This window comes from Pedobacter antarcticus (assembly GCF_900112985.1).
GTDB classification, from domain to species: Bacteria; Bacteroidota; Bacteroidia; order Sphingobacteriales; family Sphingobacteriaceae; genus Pedobacter; species Pedobacter antarcticus.
This window is the reverse complement of sequence record NZ_FONS01000009.1, coordinates 85,214-102,916: the sequence shown is the minus strand read 5'-3', so window position 1 is coordinate 102,916 and position 17,703 is coordinate 85,214. Positions and strand designations below refer to the sequence as shown.

Below are 17,703 nucleotides of genomic sequence, written 5' to 3'. Positions count from 1 at the left end.
CCTTTGCTTTATGAACAGTTACAACATAAACAAAGGCATTGGCAGGACGGTAGAATTTAAAGGGTTGAAAGCACAATACCTATTCATTTTCGCAGGTGGGCTGCTCGGTACGCTTATCCTCGTGATGATACTGTATATGGCAGGCGTAAACTCTTACATCTGCCTGTTCCTCGGAGCAGGCGGAGCTTCGCTCATTGTATGGCAAACCTTTTCACTGAATAGGAAATATGGCGAACACGGATTGATGAAGATAACCGCCAATAAACGGCATCCCCGTTACATCATCTGTCGCAAGCCTGTACACCGCTATTTAAAATTCACTTCTAAACAGAATGCCGTATGAGAAATGTAGCAAAGACCACCACATTGGAAAGCAAGTTTCCTTTGCTGGCAGTAGAAAACAACTGCATTCTTTCCAAAGATGCAGACATTACCGCCTGTTTTGAAGTGCGTTTACCGGAACTATTTACGGTAGCCTCTGCGGAATATGAGGCCATTCATTCCGCCTGGCACAAAGCTATCAAGACTTTGCCGGATTTTACGATCATCCACAAACAGGATTGGTACATCAAAGAAAGTTACGCTCCCGATTTGGCAATAGAAGACCAGAGTTTTTTGGCTAAATCTTATCAACGCCATTTCAATGAGCGACCGTTTTTAAATCATTACTGCTATCTCTTTTTAACCAAGACAACCAAAGAGCGTATGCGTTTGCAAAGTAATTTTTCATCACTTTGCAAAGGTTCAATAATACCAAAGGAAATCAGGAACAAGGAAACGATACACCGTTTTATGGAAGCGGTGGCACAGTTTGAACGTATCGTAAACGATAGCGGTTTTGTAACCCTAAAACGCCTGACCGAAGAAGATATTATCGGTACGGACGAAAAACAGGGATTGCTGGAACAGTACCTTACCCTTTCGAGGGAAGCCGGAACACCGATGCAGGACATCGCACTCGGAACAGAAGAAGTCCGTATCGGGAACAAAAGGTTGAGCCTGCACACTTTATCCGATACTGACGATTTACCCGGAACGGTATCGGCTGATACCCGTTTTGAAAAGCTATCTACCGACCGTAGCGATTGCCGTTTGTCATTCGCCGCACCTGTGGGCTTGTTGTTAAACTGCAACCACATTTACAACCAATATTTATTTTTGGATAACAGCGAAGCCAATCTACAAAAGTTTGAGAAGTCCGCAAGGAATATGCACTCACTGGCTCGTTACAGCCGTGCCAACCAAATCAACAAAGAGTGGATAGAAAAGTACCTCAATGAAGCACATTCGTTTGGTCTATCTTCCGTAAGGGCACACTTCAACATTATGGCGTGGTCGGAAGACCCTACTGAACTGAAACAGTTGAAGAATGATTGCGGTAGTGCTTTGGCTTTAATGGAATGCAAGCCACGTCATAACACTACAGACGTAGCTACTTTGTATTGGGCAGGAATGCCGGGCAATGCTGGCGATTTTCCGAGTGAGGAAAGCTTTTACACGTTCATAGAGCCAGCTTTGTGCTTTTTTACAGAAGAAACCAATTACCATAATTCACCATCGCCATTCGGGATAAAAATGGCTGACCGATTAACGGGGAAGCCTATCCATTTGGATATTTCAGATTTGCCGATGAAACGTGGAATTATTACCAATCGTAATAAGTTCATACTCGGTCCATCAGGTTCTGGTAAATCTTTCTTCACAAACCATATGGTACGACAGTATTACGAACAAGGCGCTCACGTTTTGCTTGTTGACACTGGTAATTCTTATCAAGGATTATGCGAACTCATCAAAGGTAAAACCAAAGGCGAAGACGGTGTTTACTTCACCTATACCGAAGATAATCCGATTGCTTTTAATCCTTTCTATACCGATGATGGCGTGTTCGATATTGAGAAGCGTGAAAGTGTCAAGACTTTGATATTGACGCTTTGGAAACGTGATGATGAACCACCAACTCGCTCAGAAGAAGTAGCATTATCAAATGCTGTATCAGGCTATATCGAACGCATCAAACAAGAAGATGTTTACCCATCATTCAACGGCTTCTATGAGTATGTAAAAGGCGATTACCGAAAGGTACTCGAAGAAAAACAGGTAAGGGAGAAAGACTTTGACATTGCCAATTTCCTGAACGTACTCGAACCCTACTACAAAGGTGGTGAGTATGATTATCTGTTAAACTCTGATAAGCAGTTAGACTTGTTGAGTAAGCGTTTTATCGTATTTGAAATTGATGCGATTAAAGACCACAAAATCCTCTTTCCCATAGTTACCATTATCATTATGGAAGTCTTCATTAACAAGATGCGTAGGCTGAAAGGTATTCGCAAACTCATCTTAATTGAAGAGGCTTGGAAAGCGATTGCCAAAGAAGGAATGGCAGAATACATCAAGTACCTCTTTAAGACTGTTCGCAAATTCTTCGGAGAAGCGATTGTCGTAACGCAAGAGGTCGATGATATTATCCAATCGCCCATCGTCAAAGAAAGTATCATCAATAACTCTGACTGTAAAATCCTCTTAGATCAACGCAAGTATATGAACAAGTTCGATGATATACAGGCGATGTTGGGGCTTACAGATAAGGAAAAAGGGCAGGTACTTTCTATCAATATGAACAACGATGCAAGCCGACTTTACAAAGAGGTTTGGATAGGCTTAGGTGGTACGCACTCGGCAGTCTATGCCACCGAAGTTAGTTTGGAGGAATACCTTGCTTACACCACCGAAGAAACCGAAAAAATGGAAGTGATGCAGCTTGCTGCTGAACTGGACGGCAATGTAGAACTCGCCATCAAGCATATCGCAATGCAAAGGCGTGACAAAATAAATCAATAATCAATTAACATTTTAAAATTTAGAAGCAATGAAAAAAATCTTTTTTACAGTGTGTACGGCATTAATGCTCGCCGTAGCACCGTCAGCTAAAGCCCAATTTGTAGTAACTGACCCTGCAAATCTGGCATCAGGAATTATCAACAGTGCGAACGAAATCATACAGACTTCTTCCACCGTGAGCAATGTGGTAAAGAACTTCAACGAAGTGAAGAAAGTGTACGACCAGGGCAAGGAATATTACGATAAGCTGAAAGCTATCAACAACCTTGTGAAAGATGCCCGTAAAGTACAGCAAACCGTATTGTTGGTAGGCGATGTGTCCGAAATATATGTTCAGAACTTTGGAAAAATGATGAACGACCCCAATTTTACACCACAGGAATTGGTTGCAATCGGCAACGGTTATTCGGCACTGCTCAATGAAAGTACCGAACTGCTGAAAGAATTGAAGCAGATTATAACCTCGTCAAGTCTTTCCCTGAACGATAAAGAACGTATGGATGTAATTGACCGTGTGTACAAAGAAGTTAAGGATTACCACAGCCTTGTTCGCTACTACACGAATAAGAACATTTCTGTAAGCTATCTAAGAGCGAAAAAGAAAAACGACGCACAGAGAGTGCTTGAACTCTACGGAACTTCTAACCAAAAATACTGGTAAAAATGGAATGGGATAATCTTCACGAACTCCTTCGTTCACTTTACGATGATATGATGCCACTTGCTGGTGATATGGCGGCTGTGGCTAAAGGATTGGCTGGATTGGGTGCGTTGTTCTATGTAGCATTAAAGGTTTGGCAGGCTTTAAGCCGAGCCGAGCCTATCGATGTATTCCCGTTGTTGCGTCCGTTCGCTTTGGGGCTTTGCATAATGTTCTTCCCAACCATTGTGTTGGGAACCATTAATGCAGTATTAAGTCCGGTGGTTACAGGAACCCACGCCATACTCGAAGACCAGGTGCTTGATCTCAACAAACTGCAACAGCAGAAAGACCAATTAGAATACGAAGCAATGGTCAGAAATCCCGAAACCGCCTATATGGCATCAGACGAAGAGTTTGATAAAAAGCTGGATGAATTGGGCTGGTCGCCATCGGACGTTGGTACAATGGCAGGAATGTATATGGACAGGCAAGCCTACAAGATAGAGAAAGCAATAAAGGATTGGTTTCGCAATTTATTGGAAATACTCTTTCAGGCGGCGGCTTTAGTTATTGATACCATACGAACATTTTTCCTGATAGTCCTTTCGATACTGGGGCCAATAGCTTTTGCTATTTCCGTTTGGGACGGATTTCAGTCCACGCTCACTCAATGGATCACGAGGTATGTTAGTGTTTACCTGTGGCTTCCTGTTTCCGATTTGTTCAGTTCGATGTTGGCAAGAATACAATCCCTCATTTTAGAACGGGATATAGCAATGCTTGCCGATCCAACTTACATACCCGATACAAGCAATACGGTGTACATCATCTTTATGATTATCGGTATCGTTGGCTACTTCACAATTCCAACAGTAACAGGTTGGGTAATCCAAGCCGGAGGTGCAGGAAACTTTACTCGTAATGTAAATCAAACAGCGATGAAGGCAGGAAACCTTGCAGGTGCTGGTGCAGGATCTACAGTAGGAAACATTGGCGGTAAACTGATGAATAAATAACAATAAATCATTAAAAAAATGGAATTTAAAACGCTAAGAAATATCGAAAACAGCTTTAGGCAGATAAGATTATATGCCATTGTGTTTGCGGTTCTCTGCATTGGCGTGGTAGGATATGCCGTATGGCAGTCCTACCGTTTTGCAGAAGAACAACGCCAAAAAATCTATGTATTGGATAACGGAAAATCTTTAATGCTTGCCTTATCGCAGGATGCGAGCATCAACCGACCTGTAGAAGCAAGGGAACACGTCAGACGTTTTCACGAACTGTTCTTTACACTTGCTCCCGACAAAAACGCTATAGAAAGCAATATGAGCAGGGCATTCAATCTTGCCGACAAAAGTGCCTTCGACTACTATAAAGACTTATCGGAAAAAGGCTATTACAGTCGTATTATATCAGGAAATGTACAGCAACGCATCGAAGTAGATAGTGTGGTCTGCAATTTCGATACACATCCTTATGCGGTACGAACCTATGCAAAACAATTCATCATTCGGTCAAGCAATGTAACCAGACGTAACTTAATTACTTCCGGCTACCTAGTCAACTCCGTTCGCTCTGACAACAACCCACAAGGCTTCAATATCGAAAAATTTGCAGTCGTGGAAAACAGGGATATAGAAGTCATCGAACGCTAAAAAATAATCTTATGGAAGCATTATCAGATTTAAACACGTTCGCAAAAACCCTTACAGAAAAAGGATATAACGGCTATTTCCATACGCAGGGTGCGTATGCCGGAAAGTTGAAAGACAGTATCAGCGATTACCTTGAAAGCTGCCAAAAAGGTGCAGATACTTTGCCTAAACAAGACTTGTTGTTGACAGGCTACCTACAATGGTCGGGAGAAGACAAGCCAAGTGTAGAATGCAGTATGTGGGTAAATTATCTGAACGGCAAATTCTCACTCAACAGAATGGAGGTGGCAAGAAAAGACCAATTTGGGCAATTGCTAAAAAAATCGGAACTGACAAACCTCTCTTTAATAGTCGTACCCAATGCAGTTGAGGTAATTGCTTTGGTTAATGATGAACAAAAGCAAAATGTGGGTAAAATCTCCAAGCGGTTCAAGCTCTAACATCATCATAAAAAATTAAGAGTATGAAAAAACTAAGAGCAAATATGGATAGGTATTTTGATAAGCTCGACGAACGTTGGCAGGCATTGCCAGTGCGCAAGCAGCACCAATATACCCTGTACTTTTTTGTGGGATATCTACTGCTTACCGCAGGTGTAATTTTCAAAGTCTGGTACGATACCTCAAAGTCTGGAAACGATATGATCATAGAGCATATCGAAAATCCTGTCCTCAAAAAAAATGGAAGTCCTGCAAGATTGCAGGATAGTGTATCAACAATTTTAAAAAATCAAATTTATGAAAGAAAATGAGAACAAAAAATCGGTTGTTCGGGTAACGGAGGGGAACTCGACAGCAACTGCTGATGTGTTGCAAGACGGCACACAGAATAATAAGGAGAAGCTCAAAAAGCCCTTAATTTTCGGCTTAATGGCGATTGTTTTCGTGGGTTGTATGTACCTCATATTTAAACCATCCGAAGACAAAAAGACAATTGAAAATGTAGGGCTGAACGATGCGGTACCAGAGGCTACTGGAACTGGAATGCCTGCAGACAAAGGCAAGGCGTATGAACAGGAAATGCTCGAACGCAAAGAGCAGGAAAAACGCAATGCATTGGCTACACTTTCAGACTACTGGAATACAGAAGACAAAGAAGAGCCAACCGACGAACCGTTTAATGAAGAAGAGGAAAACAACAGCTTTGGCGGTAGTGGGAGAAATTCGGCAAGAAGCAGTAACCCTGCTTTGAACAGCTATCGAAATAGCCAAAGCGCATTGAGTTCCTTTTATCAAGATGATAACGCTGAAACAATGGAACTGCGTAAGCAGGTGGACGAATTGAAAGAAAAATTATCAGAAAAGGATGTGCCACCTGTGGCCACAGTTGATGACCAATTGAAGCTAATGGAGAAATCCTATGAAATGGCAGCAAAGTATCTGCCAAAAAATGCGAATACCGAAAATTCAACACCTGCTAATGGTGCTGTTCCGGATGCTATTAGTGCTATGGCTACTAACCAAAAAGAGCATTTTGTATCGTTCACATCAGCAAGAAAAAATACAGTATCAGCCCTTTACCGTGAACCATCGGACAGTGCTTTTTTAGCGGATTGGAGCGAAACAAAGAACCGTGGGTTTTATACCGCTGGCTCTTTGGAACAAATGGCACAACCCAAAAACAGTATCAAAGCCTGTGTACACGATGCCCAAACAGTAGTTGGCGAAACAGGTGTGCGTTTACGATTATTAGAGCCTGCAAAAACACCGAGCCGTACCATTCCAAAAGGAACGATTTTAACGGCTAATGCGAAATTTCAGGGAGGGCGTTTACAACTAAAAGTTACCTCGATAGAACTGGAGGGCAATATCATCCCGGTAGATATAACCATTTACGATTTGGACGGACAGCAAGGCTTGTACGTTCCGTATTCGCCGGAAATGAATGCCCTTACCGAAATGGCAGGCAATATGAGCCAAACTGGTGGAACGAGCGTAATGCTCACGCAGAATGCCGGACAGCAGGTTGCAGCAGATCTTAGTCGTGGCGTGGTACAGGGAATTTCGGGCTATTTTGCTAAAAAGGTAAGAACCCCAAAAGTTACGCTGAAAGCAGGACATCAAGTCTTCTTGGTATCTAAACAATAATGTTGAATTCAAACAAATAAAACAATGAAAAATATTTTAAAAACCTTTTGGGCTATTGCCCTCATACTCGGCTTTGCCGTACAATCTTTTGCACAAGACAGCATCAGAACTCCGCTTGCATTAGGCAAGATAGAACCGTATAAAATGGAAGTTACCTACGATAAAACTTCGCACTTGATTTTTCCGACCGCTATCCGTTATGTGGATTTGGGAAGCGAATATCTAATTGCAGGAAAAGCAGAAGATGCGGAAAACGTGTTGCGTGTAAAAGCAACGGTAAGGGATTTCGAACCTGAAACCAATTTTTCGGTCATTACGAATGACGGACGTTTTTACAGCTTTAATGTGTATTACAGTTCTTACCCGGAGGCAATGAGCTACGACCTACTTACAATGCAAAAGGCAGTGGATAAAGCCAATGGAAACGATGTGCTTTTTGAAGAATTGGGCAATAATTCGCCTTCACTAGCAGGCTTGCTATTAGAAACAATTTACAAAAATGATAATCGGATTGTAAAGCACATTGGGGCTAAGAGTTTCGGCATTCAGTTTATTCTCAAAGGCATTTATATCCACAACGGCAAATACTATTTCCATACGGAATTGAGAAATAAAACCAATGTGCCTTTCCAGATTGATTTTATCAATTTCAAAGTAGTAGATAAAAAGGTAGCCAAACGTACTGTGGTACAAGAACGCCCGATGATACCCCTCAGAACTTACAAGCCTTTGGACGAGATTGGCGGGAAACTAACCGAACAAAACGTGTTCCTGTTAGACCAATTTACCATTGCCGATGACAAGGTACTGTTGATTGAGATTTTCGAGAAGAACGGTGGCAGACATCAAACTTTGCAGGTAGAAAATTCGGATTTGATAAAAGCTCGTTTAATAAACGATATGCACCTAAAATTTTAATAACATTTTAATCCAATAATATGAAAAAGTATATCTATACCGTGATGCTCATCTTGATGGCCATCACGGTTACACAGGCACAAAGAATGCTCCCAAAACAGAAAGGACTGGAAGTAAGTACAGGTGTAGTATCCAACGATAAAATTGGCAATGATTATTACCTCAATATTGGAATGACCGTGAACGGTAAAAACGGGAACTATCAGCTTTGGGCATTGGAATACACCCACCAATACCACGACTACAAAGACCTCCGCATACCGCAGGAAACCTACACTTCCGAAGGCGGCTACAGTTTCTTCCTTTTGGGCGATACTCGTAAAAACATTACGCTGAACTTCGGAATAACAGGTGTTGTCGGTTATGAAAGCATCAATCGTGGCGAAGCGATGTTGTATGACGGAGCAAAGATTTTGAGCGAGGATAACTTCATCTACGGAGCTGGTGGACGGCTCACTCTTGAAACATATCTATCAGACCGTTTTGTGTTAATCCTGCAAGGACGCACAAAAGTATTTTGGGGTACAGACTTAGAGCAATTCCGACCATCCGCAGGTGTGGGATTAAGGTTTAATTTTTAAAAACTTAAAACAATGATAGCAATATTTAATAAATTCAGAATAGGATTAGTGCCGATATATGTAATGCTGGCAATCCTAACAGCTTCGGTAACTTTAGTATCTTGTAGTAAAGATGATGAACTCGAAATACAGAACGATTTTCCTTTCGAGGTAAACGTGATGCCAGTTCCAAAAGATGTAGCCAATGGACAAACGGTAGAAATACGCATTGCCATACAGCGAACAGGCAATTACAGCAACACACAGTATTTTCTTCGCTATTTCCAATTTGACGGACAAGGCACATTGCGGTATTACGATGAGCAACCATATTTACCGAACGATTTATACCCATTACCCACAGAGCAATTTCGGTTGTACTATACTTCAACATCTGCCGTTTCGCAATCCTTTGATGTTTGGATTTCGGACAGCTTTGGAAATGAAAAACAGATAAGTTTTCAGTTTAATAGTGCTGATTAAAAACAATGAAATCCTGCCACAAAAAGCAGGATTTCTCTTTTTAAGGGATATTAAAACTGTTTTTTTTTGTAAATTTAAAAAGTAGATTTTAAGTGTTTTGTTATGGTCGCATCATTGGTTATAGGAATAATATTTTTGATTGCAGGTTTAGGACTTCGCTATTGGCTTAACCGACGAAAGTTTTACAGGCGTGGTCCGATGGGAGCCGAAGGTTTTTCATCTTATGAAAGTTCGGTTTTCATTAAATTTATTGAAAAGGTTGGTAAATGGATAGCTTATGGATTGATTATATTTGGACTTTTATCACTTTGGGTTTATTCTCGTGAGAAAAAAGATAGGGAAATCCAAAACATGGAAATCCAGAAACAGAATTAATCATTTTTAAATGACAAAATCCTTTGATGACATAACCTTGCGAAATATATCTGACATTATATCAAATCTATTAACGCATACAAAAATCACAGAACATTTAGCTGGTGCTAATATTTCTCAATCGCAAATTGGTACAAACAAAACCGACAGACTTTTTTATGCATTAAAAGAAAAGCAAATACAAGACAATTGTGGAAATAATGTATTGGCATTTGTAGTTAGGTTATTAAATCCTAAAAGATATAATTCCGAAGACGAATTTGAAAGAGACAGAACAACTATCAATGAAAAATTAGTTTACGAAGGGATAGAAATTGATAAAACCGGACAACCCCGACTAGTTGAAAAAGCTAAAACCATTTCAGAAGCTAAAAGCAGGTCACTTAAAATCAAAGAAAAAGTACACGGTATCGGAGTTCATTCAGAAATTTTACCATACTGCGAAGCCGAATGGCTGAAAGAAAATTATTTTCACTCTATACTAGAAATCACAAAAAGTGTTGCGGAAAGACTTAGGCAGAAAAGTGGCTATACTTCAGATGGAGCAGATCTGGTTGATGATTGTTTTGCTTTAGGAAAAGACAAAAGACCTATGCTTGCTTTTAATATGCTGAATAATCCAAGCGAAGAAAGTGAGCATAAGGGTTTCGGCAACTTCTGTAAAGGATTTTTTTCTATGTACCGAAATCCAAAAGCGCATAACCCGAAAATATTAGAAGACACTCAACTTTCAGAAATGACTGAAGTATTGGTTGTAGCTACAATTATTCATAACAAACTTGATTACACTTATAAAACAGGACTTAAATAGCGCAAATCGGATAACCCAAAAGTTATCCGATTTTTTAACTTACAAATCGGTGCATATAAAAGATGAGAGTTTTAGAGGTAAATAAATTTCGTCTGGACTGTGTTTTATGTAATCTTCTTTATCATAGTCCCACATAAAGCCAGGTCTGATTAAAGTAAAATCGTTTGTTTTATTTACGTACTGAACGTAGCTATAACCCCAAGGCGATTTGTAAATAATTTGCCCGTTAACTGCTGATGTATCAAAGTTCTTATCTTCAATCTGTTCAATCACTTTTATAAACGAAGGACATAGTCTTTCGTAAAATATCTCTAAGTTTTTTTCAAATACTTTTGTTCTGTTTTTCAGCTCGGAAATTCTAATATTAATTTTGGATTTTAATTCTACAAAATTGCTATTGAAATCATCTACATTCCTACAACCTAAATAATGAAGTGCATTTAAAGCCATAGTAAAAAAGTAATGTAATTCATCATCTTTCCATCGATTGTTAATTAAGCAAACAATTGTATTTATGAGTGCCTCTTTTTTTAGTTCCTCGATTTTCTTTTTTGTATAGTCAAATTCATACGCTTTAAATCCGCTTCTTGCCAGCATCAAAAAGTCGCCAATTAAATTTAAACAACAATCCTTTACATTGTTATTGTCATAATCGTCTACAAATGGTAAATAACTGAAAAAATGGTGCGTGTCTTGTTCGTCATACTTTGCAGATTTCCCTCCGTATTCACTTATCAACTCAAGAGCGATTAAATATTTAGTCAAATCTGTAAGTGTAGGCCTATATGTTTTTGGTCGACTATTCCCATAGAGAATTTCTTGTTGGTAATTGTAAAGGTTATCAAAGTAGTTCATCAACTTTCTTTTTTCAGATTTAAGAATGACAAAAGAGAGGTTACGAACCGTTGCCACTTCTCCTTCCTCATTTCCATTTATGTTGCCTAAATCGTCTTCTTGCTCATCAATACTTATATCAGCTTGTTTATTTGTTGAATTTCCATTTAAATTGATGAACTTCAAAACATCTAAAACACGTAGGGAAAGAGAAGAGAGTAGAAGGTTTTTTTCAAATCCAGAATTTTCTATTGCTTTATAGGAAGAGAGATCGTAAAGTTTTTCAGGTTCTTTGTCATCATTCAGCTTTGTAAACGTGCTTCTCCTACTATCTAAAAAGCTGGCTCCTGTTTCATTTTCTGTTTCATCAAAGATTGCATAATGCAACAAGTCGAGAACTTTGCTCAGCTCTCCATTTTGGATTTCGCTATAAATTTTTTCAATTTCCTCTGTCTTTGGATTAGGATGCGTTTTTGCCAAGAGGAAATAATCTGAAATCAAAAGTTTATTAGAGATAATCTCTTCACTAATATTTGTCAATTGCACATATTGGAAAGTGCCTAATTCTAAATTGAGTTTTGTTTTTAGTTCTTTCTCATAATTTGAGAATGTTTTGGAATACAAAAATCGGTTTTGTTTATCGAAGAAAACAACCTTAAATTCATCGGTATAGGTGCCATTGGAATGAAGTATAAATTCATCATAAATCAACTCTGCCGATAGCAGTTGTAGTTTAAATTGATTATTCTCGATTATAGTTTCATAAATTGATTTACTTGTAGTCGTTGTAAATTCATCAAGGGTTTTACTATTGCTTGTTTTCAGTTTTATGCCTAATTGATTTAACAGTCCACCTTTTTCTGACTGAATAAGAAGTGAAACTTCTGCATTTGAATTTTTGCCCAATAATCCCAATCCTGCAGGTGTAATATTGGCACTACCGAACAAGCAAAACTCTTTTCCATTTTTTGTCTTGAAATGAATAATCTTCCCGTGAAGTTTTGATTTTGAGTTTCCAGATTTTGCATATTGGATTTTGCTTACGCCTGCATCACACCAATCGTAAAATGTAAACGCTTTGCTCACTTGCATTGCAGAAGGGATTAAACCACTTTCATCCAATATGACTTTTACTATGGCTGAAGGAAAAAGAGAATTAAGTTCTTGCAATACTTTCCCATTTTTGTCATAATATGGAGAAATGGTAGTTATTTCTACTACTTTCTCATTGCTAAGATGTTTTAAAAGTTCGTTCCAAATAGAAGTTGTTTCAGTATTAAACAGGAAAGCAACCTTCTCTTTTTGCGACGTTTCGAAAAATTGAAATGGTTTTGTCTTTGGCAATTCATTCAGCCATTTAGAATGTTCAAGTATCCATTTTGTAGTTTTTTCATTCATCTGTCCTTTAACTGACGATGAAAGAATTGATAGATAATCCCAAGCTGACGAAAAGACTGATGAATTTTCGGTTGAACGAATATCAAAATGAAATGCTCCCCAAATCTCATCATTGTTGCCATTTCCAGAATTTGTAAGGTTTCCAGAACCAACAATAAGCAATCCTTCTTTTTCACCAAACAACATCCAAATTTTTGGATGGAATACTGACTTTTGAAAAACAGGATAAAGTGAATAACCGGCAGAAAGTTGCATTTCTTCTCCTGTCGCTTGTTGCATTAACTCTGAATAATAATGTCCATCAATAAAAACGTTGATGTTTCTCACGCCACAAGAACGCAACCATTTCATTGCTTTCATTTCAAAAAAATAAAAGTCAAAGCTGAAGGTAGTAAGAATTGCAGAATGATATCTTCTGCTTCCTATCAATGTTAGTATGTTTTCTCTTTCTAGTATCATCAGTCAATCAAAAGTTTCTTATGTAATGGCGATAAAACCCTTTGGTCGTTGATTACCTGTAAATCAAACATTATGTTTTGCAAGGCGTTCATTCTTGGCGATGTGTTTCTTGGAGGAAATGTATCTATGAAACGGATGTATTGTTCCTCAATAAAAAATTTGTGAGTAGCCTGTGAGCCGTTGCCCATTTTTCTGAGTGCAACCATTGAGTGCCTGTAAATAATTTTGCGTAAAATAAATTGTTCAACAAAATCTTGAAGTGTATCGTTTTCTGCTGTGTGAACTGTCAAGATACCATCAACCATATTCCCATCCCTTTCTATCTTTTTTCTGCTCATAAATTCTTTCAATGGATGAAGTTGCTCTCTATTATTTTTGAATATTTGAAGCAAAAGAATAAAGCCATATTTTGCTACTATAACAGGGTCGTTTGTTCCATCAATTTCCTTTTTGATGTTTTCCTCATCTTCTGTGTCAGGGATTAACTCCAAAATTTCTGCAAGTGAACTTGTTGGCTCTGTAGCTTGCTTTAGCTCTTTGCATATTTCATTTGTAATACTGCTTGAAAATTTCTTTACAAACAATGGTAGATATTGGTCTTGTTGGAAATCGTAAAGATGTTGTAATACAGCCCAAAACATCGTGCCGCAACTGTACTGCCAATACTCATTTAATTGATAGCAGTACCAACCAATATTAGTTTCCGTTTCAGGATAACCATTTGTTCCCAATTTCTTTCGGTAACTTTCCAATAGAAATCTATACCAGTCGTAATTATTTTCATTTTTAACAGCTGTATTTAAGAGCGACAAAATTGTTTCCCTTCTGTGAAAAGTAAAACGTTCTTCCATTTCTTGACTTGGTTCGTCTTTGTCCAAAAGCATTTCCACATATAGTTGCCATTCGGCATTTTCTGTTTGTATCGTGTCAATCGCAAAATATTTTATCAGTTCTGAAATATCAGAGTGGTAAAGTTTTCCTTTTTTAATATTACTATAAAATAACTCTTTTATTTGTGGTGACAATGAAACTTCAAAAGCCTCGGCTAATTGTTCCCCAGAAACTTTTTGTCTTGGGTGTGGTTTACTAATGTTGTAAATAACATCTCCATCATCATTTATTGCTGTAATAATTAAGGAAAGTGCCTGCATTGCTCCGTAATAATATTGTCCGAATGCACCGGACGGATATTTCCAATAAACATTTTTATCGGTATTGTCCTTGTCTGCTCCTTCGGCTAAGTCAAAATAAGTTTCCTCAGCTGTATTTATTAGGTTTGAAGCAAAGTTACTTCCTGTTATCTGTTGAACTCCTTTACGCTCGCTTTGCATAATTATGGCAATCATCAATTCAGCTCTGCGGATAAAACGATATTGTTCTTTTGAGTTGCCTTTCTTCTCGGTCTTGAAATAGAAGTCTAAAAGCCAACAATAAAACCCATAATAACGGAGACGATTAGTCAAATTGGAAATTCCAGGCAACATAGTGGCGTAAGTCGCTTCTGAGGTTGTTTGAAGGCCTAACGGGTCAAGTCCAGTGATTAGATTTATTGATGCTCCCCAAAACGGATAATTTGAATTGCCTTTTTGTAATACTGCCATTTAAAATTAATTTATCAGTAACCTATATTCTTCAAATTTACAAAATAAACTATCTTGAAATTTATATCGTGGCGACAAATACTACCTTTCAACGACAATCAATACAACATTTTCCAAGCCTTTACAAATCCTTGATAAATTCGACTTCCACAGCAAAATTGAGCAAAAAATGGAAGTTATCGCAATACAAAAATCCGTATTGGACGGAATGAAAAATGAACTGAAAGCACTTTTGGAATTGACCGAAAATGCCACACTGAAATACACTTCAATTTTTAAAGAAGAAAAATGGCTCGATAACCAGGAAGTGTGCCTGATGATGGATATTACCAAACGGACTTTGCAGACCTACAAGGACAAAGGCTTATTGCCTTATTCCAAACTAAACCGGAAGAATTATTATAAACGCTCGGATGTACAGGCTTTGCTCGAAGCCCACCAACCTTAAAATACCAATGACAATGGATTTATTGACGAATGAGAATGAAGAAATCATTTCCCATCAAGAAATGATTTTGATGTTGAGAAACCGTATTGAAAGCATATTAAAAAACTATCGTCCTGTAATGAATGGAGAAATTTATTTGTCGGGCGAAGATGTATGCAAACTGTTACACATTAGCAAACGCACTTTACAGCAATATCGTGATGATAATATCCTGCCTTATATTCAGATTGGTGGCAAAATTATTTATAAGGAAACAGATTTGATGACAATATTGGAGCAGAATTATATCAATCACAAAACTAATTCAGACTAAGCTTTTTTGTTGCATTAATACATCTAATAGCAAGAGTTTAGTATCTTTGCTATGTAAAATATAGAAATACTTAAAGTGTTTTTGCTTTAAGTCCCACATTGAAAACTGGTAATTTTTAGACAACGGGACAATAAGGAAGAACGCTCATGCCATAGGCGTGGGCGCTCGCTTATTCGTTGTCGGGTATACCAGTGCCTCAATGTGCGGTAAGTGTAGTTGCCTGCGCTTTCTTTTTGTGCAGGGCTACATCAACTTTAAAAAAGTATGATGATATGAAAACTGGTACATCCCAACAAAAAATTACACTCGCCTTTATCAATGATAAAAGCCCAATTTTAGATTTCATTTGTAAAGACCTCATTGCTTCAGGAACTGAAGTCTTATTTCGTTCGGAAAGCATTGAAGATGGACTATCACAATTATCTTCATTAAATGAACTCCCAAAAATTTGTATTATCGACCTTGATTTTTACAACAAGAATGTTTTTGTTGAACTTCAAGAATTAAGAACAAAATATCCAACTATAAAACTTATTGCACATAGTGATATTGATGATGAGAAAGTGGGTAAATATCTTTTAGATATTGGTTTTTCAAGTTACTTGCTGATTGGTAATGATGCGGAATATTTTAGAAAAGTAATAGAAGCCGTTATCAATTAGGATAAAATTCACTAATTCTCATACAAAATACTAGCGATTTTTTTATCATTTAGTACAAACCTTATCTGCTCATATTTTTGAATAGGGAGCATATCCTGTTCTGTAGCTGGCGGAAAATATTTTATTCCAATAGTCACGTTGGGTAAACTAAAACTCCAAGATGACCTGATTTTAAAATTCTTACCACACAATTGTTGATCGGATGAGTTCAGATACTCTTTGAATTTTGAAAGCCCTTCGATTTCAAATAATGTTTTCCAGTTTTTACGAACTTCAAAAATGATATTTTCGTCAAGATTTTTCAGGATACTACTTTCATCGGAACTGTTAAAGGCGTTTATAAAATCTCTGATGATTTTTCGTGGTTGTTTTTGAATTTCTCTGATTTCTTTCTTTTTGTTTTCAAGATAAGTGCTAAAATCCTTGTCAACCAATTCAGATAACTTATAGTATCCTGAATGAAAAGCTTCTAATGGAGATTTGTATAATCTATCAAAAAATGTTGCTTCATCCGTTTCATTGGTTTTAAAATGATCCAGAAGCAAAAAACCTTTTTCTTCAGTAGCACTGTTAACACCATCTGCAATATTTACAAAGTAGTACTGCTCTTTATCTTCAAACAAGACTTTGATTTTAGGGTTGAACTTTTCAGGATTATTTACCGATGCTTTTACAAGATATTTCGTTTCATCCAAAGGATTTTCAATCCGTCTTCCCCAGCCATCAGTCGATAATTCTGATTGGTATCGGGATATTTGAACCCGTATTTCCTTCCGTCCTTTTTCAAGGTCGGTGGTAAATTCATATCCAGGAAAAGAATTGAGAATAGCCGTGTCTAATTCCCATTCCTCATAATCACTTGTAAAATTTATTTGATAGCTAAATTCATATTCCCGAATGTAAACCGGAAATTGGAACTTGTTACCGACGATTGTTTGCTCTAATAAGGTAATATCGGATTTCCTGTTTACGGTTATTGAGATTTCAGTTTCAATCATTTTGAAATTTATTTTTACTGACAGTTTTAAAGTAATGCCATTTTTTTGTTCAAACCATTGTGCTTGAGAGTAGAAAGGAAATCAAGTGAAGACTGCTTAATCATTGTCGTCACCCAATTGGTCAATGTATTTCAAAATTAGATTTACTTGTTTGTCCTCGGATTTTGTAGAGGATATTTTTTCAATAATTTTGATCCTATCTTCTTTTGGTAATTTATTGAACGATTTTAAAACACCCGAATTTCTAAAAGTATCTAATATTTCTTTTTCTGTAATCGGCTCCTTTGAAGTCAATAAGTAAAGTGTCACAGTTACAGTGTCGCCACCACTTTTGCTGATTGCTTTCCTGATTTTGTCATTAATTGAAATTAGCTTGTCTTGTCCTCCAATCGTAAACAAATTAATACTGTCAATTGTGTAGTTGTCAATTGTACCAGATACTTTCAATGAGCCCCATTTTCCTACGATATGTTTAGTGTTAGGTACTTGGATGTGATATGTCCAAGCACCTTTACCTGCTTCATATTTCAATTCGAGCTCCTTGTTCTTTACTAAGTATTTCATCTTTTATGACCTGTATTATAGCTTTACCGCTAACCCCTTAATTTAGA

The 17,703-nt window shown here is 37.6% G+C and carries 20 protein-coding genes; 16 read left to right on the top strand and 4 right to left on the bottom strand.

The genetic code is table 11. The annotated features are described in order from the left end of the window. The first annotated feature begins 10 nt into the window (after window positions 1-10). From BM192_RS16450 to BM192_RS16390, 13 genes are all read left to right on the top strand, one after another. Window positions 11-343, top strand: coding sequence for a DUF4133 domain-containing protein (locus BM192_RS16450; RefSeq protein ID WP_037438481.1), 333 nt, complete (start codon window positions 11-13; stop codon window positions 341-343). Further along, window positions 340-2,844 (top strand): TraG family conjugative transposon ATPase, encoded by a 2,505-nt coding sequence (locus BM192_RS16445; RefSeq protein ID WP_037438480.1) that lies wholly within the window; start codon window positions 340-342, stop codon window positions 2,842-2,844. Before BM192_RS16450 ends, BM192_RS16445 begins: the two co-directional genes overlap by 4 nt. Window positions 2,845-2,872: 28 nt before the next feature. After that, a complete protein-coding gene (locus tag BM192_RS16440; protein ID WP_037438479.1) occupies window positions 2,873-3,505 on the top strand; it encodes a DUF4141 domain-containing protein in 633 nt (210 codons plus the stop codon). Window positions 3,506-3,507: 2 nt separating this feature from the next. Further along, complete coding sequence (gene traJ, locus BM192_RS16435) at window positions 3,508-4,503, top strand: conjugative transposon protein TraJ (RefSeq protein WP_037438478.1); 996 nt, start codon at window positions 3,508-3,510, stop codon at window positions 4,501-4,503. 18 nt (window positions 4,504-4,521) lie between these two features. Further along, the gene (gene traK, locus BM192_RS16430) at window positions 4,522-5,145 is read left to right on the top strand and encodes a conjugative transposon protein TraK (protein ID WP_037438477.1); all 624 of its coding nucleotides are present in this window, start codon (window positions 4,522-4,524) and stop codon (window positions 5,143-5,145) included. Window positions 5,146-5,156: 11 nt separating this feature from the next. Beyond that, window positions 5,157-5,585 carry a hypothetical protein gene (locus BM192_RS16425; protein ID WP_037438476.1) on the top strand — a complete coding sequence of 143 codons (429 nt, stop codon included), beginning with the start codon at window positions 5,157-5,159 and terminating at the stop codon, window positions 5,583-5,585. A gap of 23 nt (window positions 5,586-5,608) precedes the next feature. Further along, window positions 5,609-5,896 (top strand): hypothetical protein, encoded by a 288-nt coding sequence (locus tag BM192_RS16420; protein WP_002978260.1) that lies wholly within the window; start codon window positions 5,609-5,611, stop codon window positions 5,894-5,896. Then, window positions 5,883-7,232: a conjugative transposon protein TraM gene (traM, locus tag BM192_RS16415; RefSeq protein ID WP_037438475.1), complete on the top strand. Its 1,350-nt coding sequence runs from the start codon at window positions 5,883-5,885 to the stop codon at window positions 7,230-7,232. Before BM192_RS16420 ends, traM begins: the two co-directional genes overlap by 14 nt. Window positions 7,233-7,256: 24 nt before the next feature. Then, window positions 7,257-8,150 (top strand): conjugative transposon protein TraN, encoded by an 894-nt coding sequence (gene traN / locus BM192_RS16410; RefSeq protein ID WP_037438474.1) that lies wholly within the window; start codon window positions 7,257-7,259, stop codon window positions 8,148-8,150. 20 nt (window positions 8,151-8,170) lie between these two features. Further along, complete coding sequence (locus BM192_RS16405) at window positions 8,171-8,731, top strand: conjugal transfer protein TraO (RefSeq protein WP_037438473.1); 561 nt, start codon at window positions 8,171-8,173, stop codon at window positions 8,729-8,731. A gap of 12 nt (window positions 8,732-8,743) precedes the next feature. Further along, window positions 8,744-9,193 (top strand): DUF3872 domain-containing protein, encoded by a 450-nt coding sequence (locus tag BM192_RS16400; protein WP_074964051.1) that lies wholly within the window; start codon window positions 8,744-8,746, stop codon window positions 9,191-9,193. 102 nt (window positions 9,194-9,295) lie between these two features. Then, window positions 9,296-9,568 (top strand): molybdenum ABC transporter permease, encoded by a 273-nt coding sequence (locus BM192_RS16395; protein WP_003002444.1) that lies wholly within the window; start codon window positions 9,296-9,298, stop codon window positions 9,566-9,568. Window positions 9,569-9,578: 10 nt separating this feature from the next. Beyond that, on the top strand, window positions 9,579-10,379 hold the full coding sequence (locus BM192_RS16390; protein WP_037438472.1) for a TIGR02391 family protein: 801 nt from the start codon (window positions 9,579-9,581) through the stop codon (window positions 10,377-10,379). Window positions 10,380-10,418: 39 nt separating this feature from the next. Here the strand turns inward: BM192_RS16390 and BM192_RS16385 are convergent, their stop codons facing one another. Together BM192_RS16385 and BM192_RS16380 are read right to left on the bottom strand one after the other, a co-directional pair. After that, window positions 10,419-12,971 carry a phospholipase D-like domain-containing protein gene (locus tag BM192_RS16385; protein WP_234797577.1) on the bottom strand — a complete coding sequence of 851 codons (2,553 nt, stop codon included), beginning with the start codon at window positions 12,969-12,971 and terminating at the stop codon, window positions 10,419-10,421. A gap of 98 nt (window positions 12,972-13,069) precedes the next feature. Beyond that, complete coding sequence (locus BM192_RS16380) at window positions 13,070-14,671, bottom strand: hypothetical protein (RefSeq protein WP_037438470.1); 1,602 nt, start codon at window positions 14,669-14,671, stop codon at window positions 13,070-13,072. A 169-nt stretch (window positions 14,672-14,840) separates the two neighbouring features. Here BM192_RS16380 and BM192_RS16375 point away from each other — a divergent pair, with 169 nt between their 5' ends. The 3 genes from BM192_RS16375 to BM192_RS16365 all read left to right on the top strand — a co-directional run bounded on the left by BM192_RS16375 (window position 14,841) and on the right by BM192_RS16365 (window position 16,094). Next, window positions 14,841-15,119 carry a helix-turn-helix domain-containing protein gene (locus BM192_RS16375; protein ID WP_037438469.1) on the top strand — a complete coding sequence of 93 codons (279 nt, stop codon included), beginning with the start codon at window positions 14,841-14,843 and terminating at the stop codon, window positions 15,117-15,119. Between the two features lie 13 nt (window positions 15,120-15,132). Beyond that, a complete protein-coding gene (locus BM192_RS16370) occupies window positions 15,133-15,432 on the top strand; it encodes a helix-turn-helix domain-containing protein (RefSeq protein WP_037438468.1) in 300 nt (99 codons plus the stop codon). 272 nt (window positions 15,433-15,704) lie between these two features. Further along, complete coding sequence (locus BM192_RS16365) at window positions 15,705-16,094, top strand: response regulator transcription factor (protein WP_037438467.1); 390 nt, start codon at window positions 15,705-15,707, stop codon at window positions 16,092-16,094. An 11-nt stretch (window positions 16,095-16,105) separates the two neighbouring features. Here BM192_RS16365 and BM192_RS16360 read toward each other — a convergent pair whose 3' ends face one another. Further along, window positions 16,106-17,092, bottom strand: a complete 987-nt coding sequence (locus tag BM192_RS16360; protein WP_037438466.1) for a hypothetical protein — start codon at window positions 17,090-17,092, stop codon at window positions 16,106-16,108. 96 nt (window positions 17,093-17,188) lie between these two features. Continuing rightward, the gene (locus BM192_RS16355; RefSeq protein WP_037438465.1) at window positions 17,189-17,656 is read right to left on the bottom strand and encodes a DUF1905 domain-containing protein; all 468 of its coding nucleotides are present in this window, start codon (window positions 17,654-17,656) and stop codon (window positions 17,189-17,191) included. Window positions 17,657-17,703 lie beyond the last annotated feature (47 nt).

What these genes read in the sequence shown, in the direction of transcription:
- BM192_RS16375 (WP_037438469.1), top strand. Translation starts at nt 14,841, where the DNA reads ATGGAAGTTATCGCAATACAAAAATCCGTATTGGACGGAATGAAAAAT.
- BM192_RS16450 (WP_037438481.1), top strand. Translation starts at nt 11, where the DNA reads ATGAACAGTTACAACATAAACAAAGGCATTGGCAGGACGGTAGAATTT.
- BM192_RS16445 (WP_037438480.1), top strand. Translation starts at nt 340, where the DNA reads ATGAGAAATGTAGCAAAGACCACCACATTGGAAAGCAAGTTTCCTTTG.
- BM192_RS16370 (WP_037438468.1), top strand. Translation starts at nt 15,133, where the DNA reads ATGGATTTATTGACGAATGAGAATGAAGAAATCATTTCCCATCAAGAA.
- traJ (WP_037438478.1), top strand. Translation starts at nt 3,508, where the DNA reads ATGGAATGGGATAATCTTCACGAACTCCTTCGTTCACTTTACGATGAT.
- BM192_RS16400 (WP_074964051.1), top strand. Translation starts at nt 8,744, where the DNA reads ATGATAGCAATATTTAATAAATTCAGAATAGGATTAGTGCCGATATAT.
- BM192_RS16405 (WP_037438473.1), top strand. Translation starts at nt 8,171, where the DNA reads ATGAAAAAGTATATCTATACCGTGATGCTCATCTTGATGGCCATCACG.
- BM192_RS16385 (WP_234797577.1), bottom strand. Translation starts at nt 12,971, where the DNA reads ATGAAAGCAATGAAATGGTTGCGTTCTTGTGGCGTGAGAAACATCAAC.
- BM192_RS16440 (WP_037438479.1), top strand. Translation starts at nt 2,873, where the DNA reads ATGAAAAAAATCTTTTTTACAGTGTGTACGGCATTAATGCTCGCCGTA.
- traK (WP_037438477.1), top strand. Translation starts at nt 4,522, where the DNA reads ATGGAATTTAAAACGCTAAGAAATATCGAAAACAGCTTTAGGCAGATA.
- traN (WP_037438474.1), top strand. Translation starts at nt 7,257, where the DNA reads ATGAAAAATATTTTAAAAACCTTTTGGGCTATTGCCCTCATACTCGGC.
- BM192_RS16365 (WP_037438467.1), top strand. Translation starts at nt 15,705, where the DNA reads ATGAAAACTGGTACATCCCAACAAAAAATTACACTCGCCTTTATCAAT.
- BM192_RS16355 (WP_037438465.1), bottom strand. Translation starts at nt 17,656, where the DNA reads ATGAAATACTTAGTAAAGAACAAGGAGCTCGAATTGAAATATGAAGCA.
- BM192_RS16390 (WP_037438472.1), top strand. Translation starts at nt 9,579, where the DNA reads ATGACAAAATCCTTTGATGACATAACCTTGCGAAATATATCTGACATT.
- traM (WP_037438475.1), top strand. Translation starts at nt 5,883, where the DNA reads ATGAAAGAAAATGAGAACAAAAAATCGGTTGTTCGGGTAACGGAGGGG.
- BM192_RS16420 (WP_002978260.1), top strand. Translation starts at nt 5,609, where the DNA reads ATGAAAAAACTAAGAGCAAATATGGATAGGTATTTTGATAAGCTCGAC.
- BM192_RS16360 (WP_037438466.1), bottom strand. Translation starts at nt 17,092, where the DNA reads ATGATTGAAACTGAAATCTCAATAACCGTAAACAGGAAATCCGATATT.
- BM192_RS16380 (WP_037438470.1), bottom strand. Translation starts at nt 14,671, where the DNA reads ATGGCAGTATTACAAAAAGGCAATTCAAATTATCCGTTTTGGGGAGCA.
- BM192_RS16395 (WP_003002444.1), top strand. Translation starts at nt 9,296, where the DNA reads ATGGTCGCATCATTGGTTATAGGAATAATATTTTTGATTGCAGGTTTA.
- BM192_RS16425 (WP_037438476.1), top strand. Translation starts at nt 5,157, where the DNA reads ATGGAAGCATTATCAGATTTAAACACGTTCGCAAAAACCCTTACAGAA.